This window comes from Mucilaginibacter calamicampi, from assembly GCF_042676765.1.
Taxonomy (GTDB): Bacteria; Bacteroidota; Bacteroidia; order Sphingobacteriales; family Sphingobacteriaceae; genus Mucilaginibacter; species Mucilaginibacter calamicampi.
Window position 1 is genome coordinate 63037 of sequence record NZ_JBHTHU010000009.1, and the last position, 15140, is coordinate 78176.

Here is a 15140-nt window from a genome sequence, read left to right on the forward strand (position 1 = left end):
GTTGAAATGAATTTAGTACTAAAAATAAATAAAGCCGACAATGTGCTGGTGGCCCTGCAGGATCTGCAAGCGGGCCAGCAGGTAGCTTTTGAAGGCGAAACTTACACGCTTGTTGAAGCCATACCTGCCAAGCATAAGTTTTTTATGCGGGACATGAGCGCCGGTGAGGAACTTTTTATGTATGGTGTGCTGGTTGGAAAAGTACAGTATGATGTGAAACGAGGTGCACGCATGAGCACGGATAATACCAAACACGCCGCCGAGCCTTTTTTCTACCGCGAGGTTGATTATAAATGGGAAGCCCCCGATGTAAGTAAATTTAAGGGCCGCACATTCAATGGCTACCACCGGCCTGATGGTACGGTTGGCACCGCGAATTATTGGTTGTTTATACCGACGGTTTTTTGCGAGAACCGCAACCTTGATACCATAAAGGAAGCATTATATGCCGAACTGGGTTATGGTGTTACCGATAAATACCGCTCTTACACGCATGAGTTGGTACAGGCTTTTGCGAATGGCGAGGACATTAGCAACATCAGCCTGCACCCAATAACAGAGCATAAGGCCAACCGCGTTTTTAAAAATGTAGATGGTATAAAGTTTTTAAATCATACCGGCGGTTGCGGCGGTACCCGGCAAGATTCATTAGTATTGAGCAAATTGTTGGCTGCCTATGCCAATCATCCTAATGTTGCGGGGATAACCGTGCTTAGCTTAGGCTGCCAGCACCTGCAATTGGACGAGTTTAAGCAGGAACTGTTGCTTAGAGATCCTAACTTTAATAAACCTTACTTTACGTTTGAACAACAAAGCTCGCAAAGCGAAGAAGATTTGATTAAACAGGCTATTCGCCACACGTTTAAAGGACTTATAGAGATCAATAAAATAGAACGCGCGCCCGCTTCGTTAGATAAACTAACCTTAGGTGTTAAATGCGGCGGCAGTGATGGCTTTAGCGGTATTTCTGCCAACCCGGCGGTAGGTTACTGCGCCGATCTGCTGGTAGGCTTAGGCGGCAAAGTGCTGCTGGCCGAGTTCCCTGAATTGTGTGGGGTTGAGCAGGAAATGATTGACAGATCAGTAGATCGCCCAACGGCAGAAAAATTTATCAAATTAATGACCGATTACGATGCCATGGCGCACCGCGATGGCTCGGGCTTTTTTATGAACCCTTCGCCGGGCAATATTAAAGATGGCCTGATAACTGATGCCATTAAATCAGCAGGGGCGGCGCTTAAAGCCGGCCGTTCGCCGGTTGTTGATGTTTTAAATTATACCGAGCCGGTTACTAAGCCGGGCCTGAGTTTGGTTTGTACACCGGGTAACGATGTGGAAGCTACCACAGGTAAGGCAGCATCGGGCGCAACGCTTATTTTATTTACCACCGGCCTGGGTACGCCTACCGGTAACCCTGTTTGCCCTACTATAAAAGTAGCAACCAACTCTACTTTAGCTAAGCGGATGGCGGATATAATTGATATTGATACAGGCGCTATAATACGCGGCGAAAAAACAATTGAGCAAATGGGCGAAGACATTTTGGAGTATTGCATTGAAGCGGCCAGCGGCAGGCAGGTACCCAAAGCCGTGCAGCTAAACCAGGATGATTTTATTCCGTGGAAACGGGGAGTAAGTTTGTAAAAGATAAAAGGGGCTGTCATGGTGAGCCCGTCGAACCATGGCGGGCGGGCTCACCAAATTTTTGTCATTGCGAGGTACGAAGCAATCGCACGAAGAAAAGTCCGCCTGTAAAGTTCGCGATTGCTTCGTACCTCGCAATGACAATGTATTCATGATCATAAAAGTATAACATGTTTTCATTACAAAATAAAAAGGCAGTAATAACAGGAGGAGGCAGCGGCATAGGCGAATCAATTGCTTTGTTACTTGCCGCGCATGGTGCCGACGTTCATATTGTTGATCTTAATGAGCATCAGGCTAACGCTGTTGTGGCAGAGATAAGGCAGAATAACGGGCAGGCAACCACACATGTTTGCGATGTATCCAGCCATCAGTCTGTTTTAAACGTATTTGAAAAGATAGGCCCTATAGATATCCTCATCAATAACGCGGGCATAGCCCACATAGGTAAGGCCGATACAACCCCCGAAGCAGATTTTGACAAGGTGATGAATGTGATTGTAAAAGGCGCGTACAATTGCCTTTTTGCTGCAATACCTAAATTAAGGGCAAGCGGTGGGGGCGTCATCCTTAATATGTCGTCAGTAGCGGCTTTAGTGGGAATATCTGACAGGTTTGTTTACAGTACTGCTAAAGGCGCTATCCGCTCAATGACCATGAGCGTGGCAAAAGATTATATTGGCGAGAACATTCGTTGTAATTCCATATCGCCCGCGCGCGTGCATACACCCTTTGTTGATGGCTTTTTGCAGAAAAACTATCCCGATAATATAGACGAAATGTTTGAAAAGCTTTCAAAGGCGCAGCCCATAGGCAGAATGGCTACCCCCGGCGAAATTGCTACGCTTGCCCTGTATCTGTGCAGCGATGAAGCCGCTTTTATAACAGGAGCCGATTATCCTGTTGACGGAGGATTTACCACACTTATAAGTTAATAACAGCGCTGTATTACCTATATTTGATGTATGAAAAATCTGTCCGCCACTCTTTTGTTGTTATTTATGGCCCTGATGGCCAACGCGCAGGTATCAGCCAGCATGTCAATGCCCGCCACCGCCACGCCATGGAGCCCAACAGAATTGATGGAACCCGGAGAGCTTAACTACGTTATTAAATCAAATAAAGCGCCTGTAATATTCAACACAGGTACTGTAGAAGATATAAAGGGCGCTATTCATATCGGCTCGATAAACGAATCTGCCAATCTTGAGAAATTAAAAACCGCGCTAAAAGCACACGCGAAGAACACAGAAATTGTGGTATACTGCGGCTGCTGCCCCTTTGGCAAATGCCCCAACATACGCCCGGCCTATAAGTTGTTAAAAGATTTGGGCTATACCAATGTTAAAGTGCTTAACCTATACGTTAACCTGCGCAACAACTGGACATCTGCCGGATATCCCCTGGAAAAGGAATAAAAAAAGCATTCTCTTCAAAAAATTTTAGCGGACTAAAATTAATCGGCTCTTAGCGGAGCACACGCCATCCTGTATAATTTTTACAGTGTTAGGGATGAATTGTAGTATACCGACGCAGCTCTTTTAAAAAAATCATTTGTCACTTTAAAAATAAAGAATACATTTGCGGCATTATTTATAATTAGTCTTAATAAATTTAATAAACATGCTTAAACATTTCCCTGTTACAATTAAAATAATGGCGCTGGTGTTGTTGCTCACATCATCAGTTGCGGGCTTGGCGCAAAATATCCGTGGCACCGTTCGCGGTAAAGTGGTTACCGCTAAAAACGAGCCTGCTGCTTATGTATCAATCGGTTTAGAAGGTACTACGCATGGCAGCACCACTAACGAGCAGGGCGAGTTCTCGTTCAGGGCTCCCGCCGGTACGTATAAATTGGTTATTTCTTACGTTGGTGTTGAGCGTGTGGAGATACCTGTAACTATAAACGCCGCTCAAAGTACTGATGTTGCTCAAATTACCGTTAAAGCCAGCCAGTCGCAGTTAACCGAGGTTAACGTAATTGCTAACAGCGCTAACCGTTTTACCAGCCGCATAAGTAATGATGCCGCTAAAATTCCATTAGCTGCATTAGAGAATTCGCAAAGCTACACCACCATTACCGGCGGTTTAATAAAAGAGCAGCAGATATTTAGTTTGGATGATGCATTAAGAAATGCCCCTGGCATACAGAAACTTTGGGATGCTACCAGTCGCGCAGGCGATGGAGGGGGGATCTTTACGCAACGCGGCTTTGTTACGCAAGCTACCGTGCGTAATGGTATAGCCGGTTTAGTAACAAATACAATTGATGCGGTAAATCTGGAGAAAATTGAAGTTATAAAAGGCCCGTCAGGCACTTTGTTTGGTAGCACGTTAACCTCATTTGGGGGGTTGATCAATCGCGTTACCAAAAAACCGTATGATGTATTTGGCGCGGAAGTAGGCCATTCTGTTGGAAGCTATGATCTGAGCCGCACCACGCTTGACCTTAATACCCCGCTTACTACCAGCAAAAACGTTTTATTACGCATAAACTCTGCCTATAACTACGAGGGCAGTTTCCGCAACTATGGCAAAACCCGTACGTTTGCTTTTGCACCCAGCCTTTCAATAAAGGCAAGTGACAGGTTATCGTTCCTTTTAGAGGCAGAACTTTATTACGGTCATGCCGCTGCAAAACCTTTCTTCTTTTTCTACAACTCGCCAAAAGATATGGGGCCTAAAGGAGTTACAGAAGTGAAAGACCTGGGTATTGATTACAAACAAGCTTATGTAAATGATGATATTACTATGTATAGCCGTAGCACTAATTATTTTGCTCAGGCTAACTACAAGATATCCGATAAGTTTATATCACAAACTGTTTTCTCATCATCAAATAGTTTCTCAGATGGTGCTAACCCATTTTATTACCTGGTTAATGACGCCACCGCGCAGTTATTTAACCCAACATTACCGGCAACCCCTACCGGTCATGATTATATTGTACGCGGCGATCAAACAACCAGAAACAGCAAGTTTGCAGCTGTTGAAGTGCAGCAAAATTTCAACGGAGATTTTAAAACGGGATCTTTAAGGCATCGTGCTGTATTTGGCTTGGATTACCAATACATTAATTCAAACCAGGTATTCCTTAGCGGTACATATGATGTTGTTCGTATTAACGATAAGAACTTTGACTACGCTGCTTTGAATAAAAACATTGTTGATGCCTATTATGCAGCCAACCCTGCAAGCGCGGCAAATGCCTTTACTTATTATTACAAAAAGAATACTTACAGTGCCTATTTATCAGATGTGGTTAACATTACAGATCGTTTGATCGCTTCTGTTGGTGTACGTGTTGACCGTTTTGAAAATAAGGGAACATACAATTTCGACAGGGTGCAGGTTAATAAGCCTTTCAGCCAAACAGCAGTTGCTCCAAAATTTGGGTTAATTTACCAGCCGGTTAAAGATGCCGTATCATTGTTTGCTAACTTCCAGAATGGTTTTGTTAACCCGGATGTATATGTAAACACAACAGGCCAGTCTATAACGCCTAAAATCCAAAACGCGAAACAAATAGAAGGTGGTGTTAAAACGGCTTTATTTAATGGCAAACTAAATTCAACTATCAGCTATTACCACATCAGCCTAACCAACACCATGCGCAATGTGCCGGGTTCGGCTATCTTCGCGCAAGAGCAGGATGGTACGCAAGTAAGTAAAGGATTTGAAGCTGATATCGTTGCGGCGCCATTTTCGGGCTTTAACATAGTTGCGGGTTTTGCCTATAACGATTCAAAGATCACTAACAGTACAGATCCTAACGTAGCAGGTCGTCGTCCGGTTACTGCGGGTTCACCTTACCTGGCTAACTTTTACTTAAGCTATCGTTTGTCTGAAACAGCTGTTAAGGGCTTAGGTTTTGGCCTGGGCGGTAATTACGGAAGTAAAACTTACGCTGTAAACAGCATCAGCGAAGGCACATTCCAATTGCCGGAATATTATGTGTATAACGCAAACGTGTTTTTTGACAGAACAAAATACCGTTTTGGTTTAGCTGTTAATAATTTAACCAACACGCAATACTATACAGGTTATACTACAATTAACCCACAAAGACTGCGTCAGTTTGTATTAAGCGCTTCTTACAAATTTTAGTAAACAAGTCATTTATCAATGCCTGCTGCAAGTTATTGCAGCAGGCATACTTTGTAAATAGAATATGGCAACTATTAAAAGCGTTAAAAGATGGTTTTGGTGGCATAAATGGACCAGCCTTATATGCACTGCATTTTTATTATTGCTCTGCCTTACCGGTTTGCCACTGATATTTCACGAAGAAATAGAAGCGATGAGCGAGACCAAAAAAGAGATCGCTCATACCGAAAATGCCAAACCTGTACCGCTTGACGCGATGTTAGCTGCCGCCGTTCAGCATTTTCCGGGCAAGGTTGCCAAATTAGTAGTATGGGACGATGAGCACCCCGGCCTTGTAAATGTTACAGTTGGCGATTCGCCATCATCGCCGTACCAAACAGACAAGTATGTTGTAATAAACTCCTACAGCGGCAAAATTGAGGAGACGCCTAAGCCGGATGAAGGTTTTATGTATGTTATGCTGCACCTGCATGTTGATCTGTTTGCAGGCATACCCGGCAAGTTTTTAATGGCCTTTATGGGCATTTTGTTCATAATAGCTATCATCTCAGGTGTTATGCTCTATGGCCCAATCATGAAGAAATTTGATTTTGGCATGATCCGCACCGAAAAATCAAAACGCATTAAATGGCTGGACATGCATAACATGCTGGGTGTTGTTACACTTACCTGGGCTACCGTTGTAGGTTTAACAGGCGTTATTAATGCACTTGCAGATGTTATGCTTTATGCCTGGCAGCAAGGCCAGCTTACTGAAATGACCGCGCCTTACAAAAATGCAAAACCACTTAGCGGAAATCTAAGCTCGCTTGACGAGGCCGTAAATATTGTTCAGCAAAAAGTGCCTACAATGCAGCCCTATTTTGTGGCCTATCCCGGTACTATGTACTCAAGCAAGCATCACTACGCCGTGTTTGTAAAGGGAACCACGCCGCTTACCAAACGCTTGCTTAAACCTGCTCTTATTGATGCTAAAACAGGTGCGCTAACAGATATGCGCGATATGCCATTTTTTGTAAACGCCTATTTCATATCTCAACCCCTGCATTTTGGCGACTACGGGGGCATGCCTTTAAAGATAATCTGGGCCATTTTTGATATTGCTACCATTGTGGTATTAGGCAGCGGTCTGTACCTTTGGTTTGCCCGAAGCAAATCAAGCCGGGAGCAGTTAGCCAGAATGGAAGCCACTTACACTTTAACTGTAACAGCATGAGTACTTTTTTTCGTATTTGGCTTGCGCCTATAGTAATTGCCGTAATAAGCGCGGCCGGGCTGCTTTCTGCACTTACCGGCGATGATATTTGGGATGTATTATCGTGGATAACGCTTAGCGTTCCGTTGGTGGTTATAGCCTACTTTTTAAATAAGTATAAAGTAGTGTCTAAAAAGTAACTAAACGTTACGGCAATTTTTTCAGCCCTTCCCAGCGCAAAACCCATTGCCCGTTTTTGGGGAAACCCGGGTTCTTTTCGGTGTTGCCATCATATCCGGCGCACATCAATGCGATGGCGGATAGCAGGCTGCCATTACCAGGCAGGTAAATAGTAAGGCGCTTATCCTGGTAATTATGACCGTTAACCAGGTAAGTGTTGGTGGTAACATCCTTAAATAAAGCTTCCAACGCCTCCTCCGGTTGTTTTAACCGGGTAGCAGTCATGGCAATCATGGGAAAATCCCATCCCCATGTTTTGTCCCAGTGCCATACCTGTTTAATTTTGGCATAAGTGCGTTTCATGGTAGCAACATCAACATAACCGGTAGCGGGCAATGTACTTAACGCCGCCAAAACCGCCGGATGATCATTAAGATATTTACTGTTGGGGGAGTATGAGTCAACTGCACTTTCGGCAGCCTTGTATAGGCCGCTTTCCTGTGCCATTGGGGCCAGTTTATCAATTACATCCTGCCATTTTTTGTCGGCAGGCATACCTAACCTTTTGCGCCAGTTTTGCGCGGTTTGCAGGGCCCATCTCCAGTAGGCCAATTCGTAGGGGGAGTTAAATGTCTCTGCCGGATCAAAGGATTCCTGTGCAGGGATAATGCCTTTACCCAAATTGTATCTGTGCGTAACAGAATCATAATGCGCAAACGACGCCATAAAATCAGCAGTAGCAAAAATGAGCTTTTTATACTTTTGAAGCGTAGCCGCTGATGGTTTATCTCTATAAATTAACTCGGAAAGATAGATAACGTGTGGTTGCTGCCATATCAAAAATGAGCCAATGGACGAAGCCGTTTCGCCGCCGTTATTGTCGGTCATTTTTTGCCATCTTACGCCTTCAAAACCCTGGCGCTTTGCTATCGCCTCGGCCCCGTCAAACGCGGTAAAATACCATTGCATGCTGTTCTCCAACAGTGGCGTTCTTCCCCATTGGGCAAAATGAGCGGCGTGCCACCAGTACATTTCCATATGGGGCTTACCAAACCAGCTGTTAAATGTTAAACCTGTTTCCTGCGGCGGGAAACTACCGGCGCATTGCACACGGGTAAGGTATTGCGAAAGCACAATCCGCCTTTCCAGCTCTTTCGCCCTGGGATCTTTGCTGCCGGAAAGATCCACCGCCGCGCCTGTGCTCCAGAATTTTTTCCAGCCTGTTAGGCTGCTGTTTTTTACCTGATCGAAACTACCCGGCTTAAACAATGGAACCGGCGATGAAAATTCTGCCGAGAATTCAAAAACATTGGTGTCAGCCGGAGCGATACTATAGTCATGCGCGGCATTTGAAGCAATGTTGGCGTTGCCGGTCCAGGTTGTATTAAGGCAGTAATGATAGTCATCCAAAACACGCGAAAACACTGCGCCCGACGAGCCCAGTTTCACCATAGTTGTTTGGTGGGCGTCTGGTTGCTGATAATTAACCCCAACATCTTTAAACTCGTTTGTTGGGTAGGGGAACCTGATACGAACAGCGATGCGGTTCTCTTTTAATAGTTCGGATGTTATTTTTACCGCGATGCCATCTTTATTAAAATCAGAATAGGTGATCACATTTACCGCCTCGCCCTCTACGGTAAATGAACTGTTTATTTCGCCCGTCCATAAATTAAGTTCCTGGTGGATTTGCTGAATATCCTTGGGTAAGGCTGTCGTTTGGTCTTTTTTTATGATAGTAAGCCCTATGTTACCCAGTTGCAAACGGTGTGGGTTTTGCCTGAAATAATCAACCGCTTTTTTGATCCTCTCCGGCGATGCTACCTGCGTGGCGTATAAACCCGGTTTATTGTTAAAATTAAAATTCGTGAGCGTACTATCGAAATTATATCCTGCTGCGTTAGGAAAACTGTGCCAGCCCCATTCAGACTCGGTACCCAGCGGAACACCGTTAGCATAATATTCCGGGAAAGACTGTAAACCGGTAGCATCAACCGTAAAGGCAAATTTACCATTGCCCACCGTTAGCGCGCCAAGGGTGTCCATATTGGTCATGGTTACATTATGCCTTTTTACCAGCGCCTGCCGGTTTATTTTTTGCCCTAAACAGGTTGTACCAAACCCTAATAAGGTAGTCAGCAGTACACATGCATAAATTACTCTCATGCAGTATTGTTATTGGGGATAATTTTGTTAATCGGCCGCCGTGGCAGTATAGTATGCAATAATAACAATCTTTTATCAGCCATTGTTGTTTATCAGTTTAATGTTATTATTGATTATAATTTGAAACAGCACCTCCATGAAAATAGCAACCTATAATGTTAATGGTGTAAATGGCCGCCTGCCTGTATTGCTGCGCTGGCTTGCCGAAGCACAACCCGACGTGGTGTGCCTGCAGGAGTTAAAGGCACCACAGGAAAAATTCCCCGAAGAGGCCTTGCTGCAGGCCGGTTATAACGCCATATGGCACGGCCAAAAAAGCTGGAATGGCGTGGCTATTTTAACCCGGAGACATGAAATAAAAGAAATACGCCGCGTATTACCCGGCGACCCTGAGGATGAACACAGCAGGTATATTGAGGCCATAGTGAATAATGTGGTTATTGGTTGCCTTTACCTGCCAAACGGTAACCCGGCACCCGGGCCGAAGTTTGATTACAAACTGGCCTGGTTTAAACGATTTACCCTACATGCCGCCGAACTGATGGCCAAAGGTTTACCTGTTGTACTTACCGGCGACTATAACGTTATGCCTACCGAAATAGATGTATATAAACCTGAGCGTTGGGTAGAAGATGCCCTGTTTAGACCCGAAACCCGCGCGGCTTTTAAAACGCTGGTTGATCAGGGCTGGACAGATGCTATACGCAAGCTGTATCCTACCGAAACCATTTACACATTTTGGGATTATTTCCGTAATGCTTATGGGCGCAATGCAGGGTTAAGGATTGATCACTTTTTGTTAAGCCCGCAAATTGAAGGGCGCTTACAGGCCGCCGGGGTTGACCGCCATGTGCGGGGATGGGAGAAAAGCAGCGACCACGCGCCGGTGTGGATACAGTTAGCAGAAGCCTGATTATAAAAACGAAATTGATGAAGCCTATTTTTAAAGCCGTCATATTTGATCTTGATGGGACTATTGCAGATACTTTACCGCTTTGTATAGCTGCTTTTAAAAAAAGCATTGAACCTATTTTAGGCCAGCAATTGAGCGATGAGGAAATAATTGCAAATTTTGGTCCTTCGGAAGAGGGAACTATCCGGGCATTGATCCCGCATCATGAAGAAGCCGGCGTAAAATCTTACCTTGAACACTATCAGCAATTGCATATTACCTGCCCCGCGCCATTCCCCGGGATTACTGACCTGTTAGAAGCGCTTGATACCCGGGGTATAAAACTGGCCATGGTTACAGGAAAAGGAAAACACAGCACAAAAATTTCACTTGGGCAATTTGGCCTTGCCCGTTACTTTGATGTATTAGCAACGGGTTCTCCAAACGGGCCGAATAAAGTAAACGGCATCCGGGCGGTGCTGGAACATTTGCAAGCCAATGCCGAAGACTGCCTTTACATTGGTGATGCGCCGAGCGATGTAATTTACTGTAAACAGGTAGGCATTCCTATAGCGGCCGCTGCCTGGGCCGGAACCGCTGATATATCTGCTTTGGAGGCGCAACACCCCGATTGGCTGTTTACATCAATAGAACAATTTAAAAACTGGATTTTAGATTGATTTGAAGCGCAGCCAGCGGTAGCGCTTCAAATCAGCTTTTGTTTAGTTATAGATCTTATCTTTCTTTAATATAGCCACATCAGCCGGACTGATATCGGCTATTGCGCGGATATGGTTATTGGTAATATTCAGCTCATCCATTATACCTACCACATTGCCGTAAATTGATTGCTTGCTGGGTTTTATTAAAACGATCAGATCCTTGCCCTGCTGCTTTTTAATAAGGGCGCTTTGTTCAAGCAGCACCTTGCGGATGCCCTGTTTATCTAAAGCAACAACCAACGGCCCCTTAATTGGCTTATCTGCTTCGCCCATATACCAGGATGCCTTGCTGTCGGCTCCGATCAATATAGTCAGGGTTCGGCTTGATGGAATGCCGGTTTCGGGCCCGTCAACCGGCATAGCCAAATCCATTGTTTTCGGTTCTTGCAGCGTGGTGGTCAATATAAAAAAGGTGATCAGCAAAAAAGCGAGATCTACCATTGCGGTAAGGTCAACACGCAGTGCTTTGTTTTTGCTGCGGGTGTTGCCTTTGCTGTTTTCGGAGGTGTTTAGCTCTGCCATAATTTTAGGTTTTGTGCCTTACAGGCGGGTGAATTATTCAGGTTAACTAAATCTTTATTAAAGCTAAACACTATAATTATTAAATGCAACAAAATTGCATTTAATTTTTCTTAAATCTTTTTAACCAACTCAACGTTAGTATTTTAAAACAGATTTGCCATGAACGATAAAGCATTTGCACAAGAGTATGCTAAAGAATTAGCTGCCGAAGTACCCTCAACAACAAAATGCCTTGAGCGCATTCCGTTAGAAAAGTTCGACTGGAAACCGCATGAAAGATCAATGCAGTTGGGCTACCTGGCTTTGCTTACAGGGGAGATACCACGCTGGATAACCCACATCATATTACAACCCGAAATAGATCTTGCCACATTTGCCCATGATCAGCAAAAAACAGGGCAAGAGCTTGCCGGGCTTTTTAATAAAAATGTAAACGACGCGGTAGCAACGCTTAACAACGTGGCCGACGGCGATCTGGAAGCAAAGTTTGAGTTGAAAACTAACGGACAAGTTGTACTTAGCTCAACTAAACGCGAGCAGGTGGCACAATGCATTAACCACATGGTGCACCACCGTGGGCAGCTTACGGTTTATATGCGTTTGCTGAATATTGCAGTGCCATCTATTTATGGCCCGTCTGCTGATGATAAGAACTTTAGTAGTAAGTAAATAAAAATTTTGTCATTGCGAAGCACGAAGCAATCGTGCGGAGAAAAGCCGCATGCAAAGTTCGCGATTGCTTCGTGCTTCGCAATGACAATATTAGCTAAAAGCTGTACCTACTTAGATACATCATCATTATTAATACCCCGCTTATTCTTCTTTATCGCATCTTTTAGCTTACCAAAATTGTAATTGAGGCTGGCGGTGAATGACCGGAAATAGGTTTGATTAGTGGAAAGCTGCGTAAAATCATTACCGTTAGTTTGGGTTATATTGTAACGATATTGAGTGAAGGGATTACGCACAGCCGCCGAGAAGGTAAGTTTATTTTTAATAAGCGGTTTGTTTACGCTTAATGAAGAGCTTACAAAGCCCCTGGTGTATCCCTGTAAACCTGTTGGGTTGCGCCCGGTAACATCAACACCGCCAGAAATACGCCAGCCGCTGTTAAACGCGTATGCCAATGTTGACGATGATGAAATGACCCAAATCTGGTTGCTTTGCATAATGCCCGCCACTTCGCCCCGCATGGTAAAGTATTGAATGTTAGCGTTAGTGCTAAAGTTTAATTGCTTGCTTATGGGGTAATTTAAGTTGGCCGATGTTCCTACAGCACTTACGTTGCCCATATTTTTATAGGTGGTAGTGGTTATTTTACTAACCGGATCAAAAGTGGCAACCGGCAGGTCCATACCATTTACAAAATCATAATTAAGGCTCAAAGTTAGGCTTGTTTTTTTTGATGTTCTGTAGCTTAATTGGGCGCTATTTATTATGGTTCTGCGTAATTCAGGGTTGCCGGCTATTAAAAAATTAGGGTTAGACCGATCAACAAAAGGGTTTAGCTTGTTTACACTTGGGCGCCTTAATCTTTGCGAGTAGCCAAGGTTTAAACTGCTGGTCTTGCTCAGCGTCCAATTCATGGATACAGAGGGAACAACGTTAAGGTAGTTTTGCTTAACATTTGTTGTAGTAGCAATAAAATCGGCATCGGTAAAAGTTTGCTCTATGCGCGCCCCCGCCTTTATTCCCCATTTTTTGCCGGTATATTGCCAGGTATTGTATGCCGCCAGTATGTTTTGGTCGCCACTGTAATTATTGGCCGATGAGCTATTTAAACCGTTTACATTATATTGAAAATCACTTTCATTCTTTCTTAAAATGCCTTTCACGCCCGCTTCCACCAACCATTTTTTAAATCCGCGCACATAATCAATCTGTAGGGTTTGCTCGCGCACGTTGGTTTTGTTTTCCTGTACCTGGTCCGGGTTTAAGTAGTTTACCCGGTTGGTTGCCAGTAACACATTATTGTTGTCGCTGTTATAGTTCATGTACCGGTAGGAGAAAGTGAGCAAACGTGCCTTATCGCGCTTAAAACCCAATTGGTAATTTAAGGATGCATCAATACTTTTGCCGCTGTTGGTGCCGGTATTGCTTACCCGGTATGCTTCGGAAACACCCGTATTACCGCTAAGTACAGTGTTTTGCAGAATGTCTCCGTTTGATCTGTTTCCGCTGATATTAAACTGCGCGGTTAAAAGGTTAAGCGAGTCTATTTCATAACTCAATTCAGTACCTATATAAGCGCTTTTACCCTCGGCCTTTGTATTGCCTTGTTGTGTAAGATAGGTAGATGCTGCGCCTGTGGTAGCCCGTGTGTTTAAACTTTCGGTTTGCGGGGTATTGTTAAAGCTGCCTCCGCCAAACGCTGATATGCCAAATTTGCCTTCCTTAATATTGAACGTAGTGCCCAAACCCGGCCCCGCGGGGTATCGGCCGTTTACATTAAGGGTTCCGTTATAACCCGCGGCAGGTATTTTAGTGGTTATAATGTTGATAATGCCACCTAAACCTTCGGCATCATATTTTGCAGGCGGGGCGGTTATCACCTCAATGCGTTGTATGGTTGACGCAGGCATGCTGCGCAAAATGTTTGTGGGGTCGCGCTCTAACATGCCCGATGGCTTGCCGTTAATAAATATTTTATAACTGCTGTTGCCTTTTAGCAGGATGTTCTCATTAGCATCAATAGATATAAACGGAACTTTGCGCATCATTTCCAGCACGTTACTTACTTTGCTGTCAGGGTCGGCCTGCAGGTCATAGCTCAGGCGGTCTATTTCCTGTTTAATTATAGGCTTGTCGGCCTTTATGGCTACTTCCTTCAGGTTATTCATCTGCGTCTCCAAAGCTATCATGCCTACATCGGTATTGATTTTTGACGCATCAGCCGCGTCAACGACTACCGTTTTATTCTGATAACCAACGTTAACCAGCACTATGTTATATTTTGAGCGGGGGATACCCGTAAAAGCAAATGCACCATCGGTTTTGGTGACCATTTGTTTAACAATAATATTCTTGTCGGTTTTTAATATAACCGTTGTTAAAGCCATTGGTTGTTTGGTTAGCGCATCTGTCACTTTCCCTAATATGGAATACGCTGGGGCAACCTGCGCTGTCAGGCTTAAGCCGGTGCCTAACAAGGCAACCAGCAGCGTAAATATTTTTTTGTAAATTGATTTCATGATAAAGATTTTGGGCAAAAAGATTCCCGTAGGCTACCTGCAAGGCGCTCTTAGCTTGTAATAAAAAAATTTGTTTGAAGGCCTTTATGCTATAAATAGCTGCAAAAAGGCTATTGGGGGGTTATTGCTTATTTTGTTTCTGCACCACAAAAAAGGCTACGATAAGGCTGAGGCCGCCGAAAAGGAATACCATTGCTGTATAGGCAAAATTTTCGTCGAGCCCCAAATCGTACAATATGTACCCTATTATAACGCCTACCGCTATTCCGAGCGAAATAATGCCGTATTTTAACAGGTTGATGTTATCTGCCGTTTTAAACGGCGATGCCACGTTTTTCTCTAAAATGGTCATACGTTCCCGGTGACGCGACACCAGGTAAACATATATTAAACCGAATACCGCCGCGAATAATACTATTGATACTATCGCGTCTCTAACTACTTCTAATCCGTCTGACATTGTCTTGATATTTAATGTTAATAAATTGATTTACGCCCATATGAGTGAAATTTTAAACAAG

General features: G+C 44.2%; 13 protein-coding genes. 9 read left to right on the forward strand and 4 right to left on the reverse strand.

The window, feature by feature from the left end; all coding sequences use genetic code 11:
• The first annotated feature begins 6 nt into the window (after positions 1-6).
• The 6 genes from ACFQZS_RS12385 to ACFQZS_RS12410 all read left to right on the forward strand — a co-directional run bounded on the left by ACFQZS_RS12385 (position 7) and on the right by ACFQZS_RS12410 (position 7146).
• Positions 7-1644 (forward strand): UxaA family hydrolase, encoded by a 1638-nt coding sequence (locus ACFQZS_RS12385; protein WP_377100658.1) that lies wholly within the window; start codon positions 7-9, stop codon positions 1642-1644.
• Positions 1645-1814: 170 nt separating this feature from the next.
• Positions 1815-2579, forward strand: coding sequence for an SDR family NAD(P)-dependent oxidoreductase (locus ACFQZS_RS12390; RefSeq protein WP_377100660.1), 765 nt, complete (start codon positions 1815-1817; stop codon positions 2577-2579).
• Between the two features lie 30 nt (positions 2580-2609).
• Entirely contained in the window at positions 2610-3062 is a 453-nt protein-coding gene (locus ACFQZS_RS12395; RefSeq protein ID WP_377100662.1) for a rhodanese-like domain-containing protein, read from the forward strand.
• Between the two features lie 205 nt (positions 3063-3267).
• Entirely contained in the window at positions 3268-5751 is a 2484-nt protein-coding gene (locus ACFQZS_RS12400; protein ID WP_377100664.1) for a TonB-dependent receptor domain-containing protein, read from the forward strand.
• Positions 5752-5815: 64 nt separating this feature from the next.
• The gene (locus ACFQZS_RS12405; protein WP_377100666.1) at positions 5816-6967 is read left to right on the forward strand and encodes a PepSY-associated TM helix domain-containing protein; all 1152 of its coding nucleotides are present in this window, start codon (positions 5816-5818) and stop codon (positions 6965-6967) included.
• The gene (locus tag ACFQZS_RS12410; protein ID WP_377100668.1) at positions 6964-7146 is read left to right on the forward strand and encodes a hypothetical protein; all 183 of its coding nucleotides are present in this window, start codon (positions 6964-6966) and stop codon (positions 7144-7146) included. The genes ACFQZS_RS12405 and ACFQZS_RS12410 overlap by 4 nt, the downstream gene beginning before the upstream one ends.
• A 7-nt stretch (positions 7147-7153) precedes the next feature.
• Here ACFQZS_RS12410 and ACFQZS_RS12415 read toward each other — a convergent pair whose 3' ends face one another.
• The gene (locus ACFQZS_RS12415) at positions 7154-9292 is read right to left on the reverse strand and encodes a hypothetical protein (protein ID WP_377100669.1); all 2139 of its coding nucleotides are present in this window, start codon (positions 9290-9292) and stop codon (positions 7154-7156) included.
• A 136-nt stretch (positions 9293-9428) separates the two neighbouring features.
• Here ACFQZS_RS12415 and xth point away from each other — a divergent pair, with 136 nt between their 5' ends.
• Both xth and ACFQZS_RS12425 read left to right on the forward strand, forming a co-directional pair.
• Positions 9429-10205: an exodeoxyribonuclease III gene (xth, locus tag ACFQZS_RS12420; protein ID WP_377100671.1), complete on the forward strand. Its 777-nt coding sequence runs from the start codon at positions 9429-9431 to the stop codon at positions 10203-10205.
• A 17-nt stretch (positions 10206-10222) separates the two neighbouring features.
• Positions 10223-10864 carry an HAD family hydrolase gene (locus ACFQZS_RS12425; RefSeq protein WP_377100673.1) on the forward strand — a complete coding sequence of 214 codons (642 nt, stop codon included), beginning with the start codon at positions 10223-10225 and terminating at the stop codon, positions 10862-10864.
• Positions 10865-10906: 42 nt separating this feature from the next.
• Here ACFQZS_RS12425 and ACFQZS_RS12430 read toward each other — a convergent pair whose 3' ends face one another.
• A complete protein-coding gene (locus tag ACFQZS_RS12430) occupies positions 10907-11428 on the reverse strand; it encodes an ExbD/TolR family protein (protein WP_377100675.1) in 522 nt (173 codons plus the stop codon).
• A gap of 159 nt (positions 11429-11587) precedes the next feature.
• Here ACFQZS_RS12430 and ACFQZS_RS12435 point away from each other — a divergent pair, with 159 nt between their 5' ends.
• Positions 11588-12097 carry a DinB family protein gene (locus tag ACFQZS_RS12435; protein WP_377100677.1) on the forward strand — a complete coding sequence of 170 codons (510 nt, stop codon included), beginning with the start codon at positions 11588-11590 and terminating at the stop codon, positions 12095-12097.
• Positions 12098-12207: 110 nt separating this feature from the next.
• Here ACFQZS_RS12435 and ACFQZS_RS12440 read toward each other — a convergent pair whose 3' ends face one another.
• The gene (locus ACFQZS_RS12440; protein WP_377100679.1) at positions 12208-14619 is read right to left on the reverse strand and encodes a TonB-dependent receptor domain-containing protein; all 2412 of its coding nucleotides are present in this window, start codon (positions 14617-14619) and stop codon (positions 12208-12210) included.
• Between the two features lie 121 nt (positions 14620-14740).
• Positions 14741-15079, reverse strand: a complete 339-nt coding sequence (locus tag ACFQZS_RS12445; protein WP_377100681.1) for a DUF6249 domain-containing protein — start codon at positions 15077-15079, stop codon at positions 14741-14743.
• Between the last annotated feature and the right edge of the window lie 61 nt (positions 15080-15140).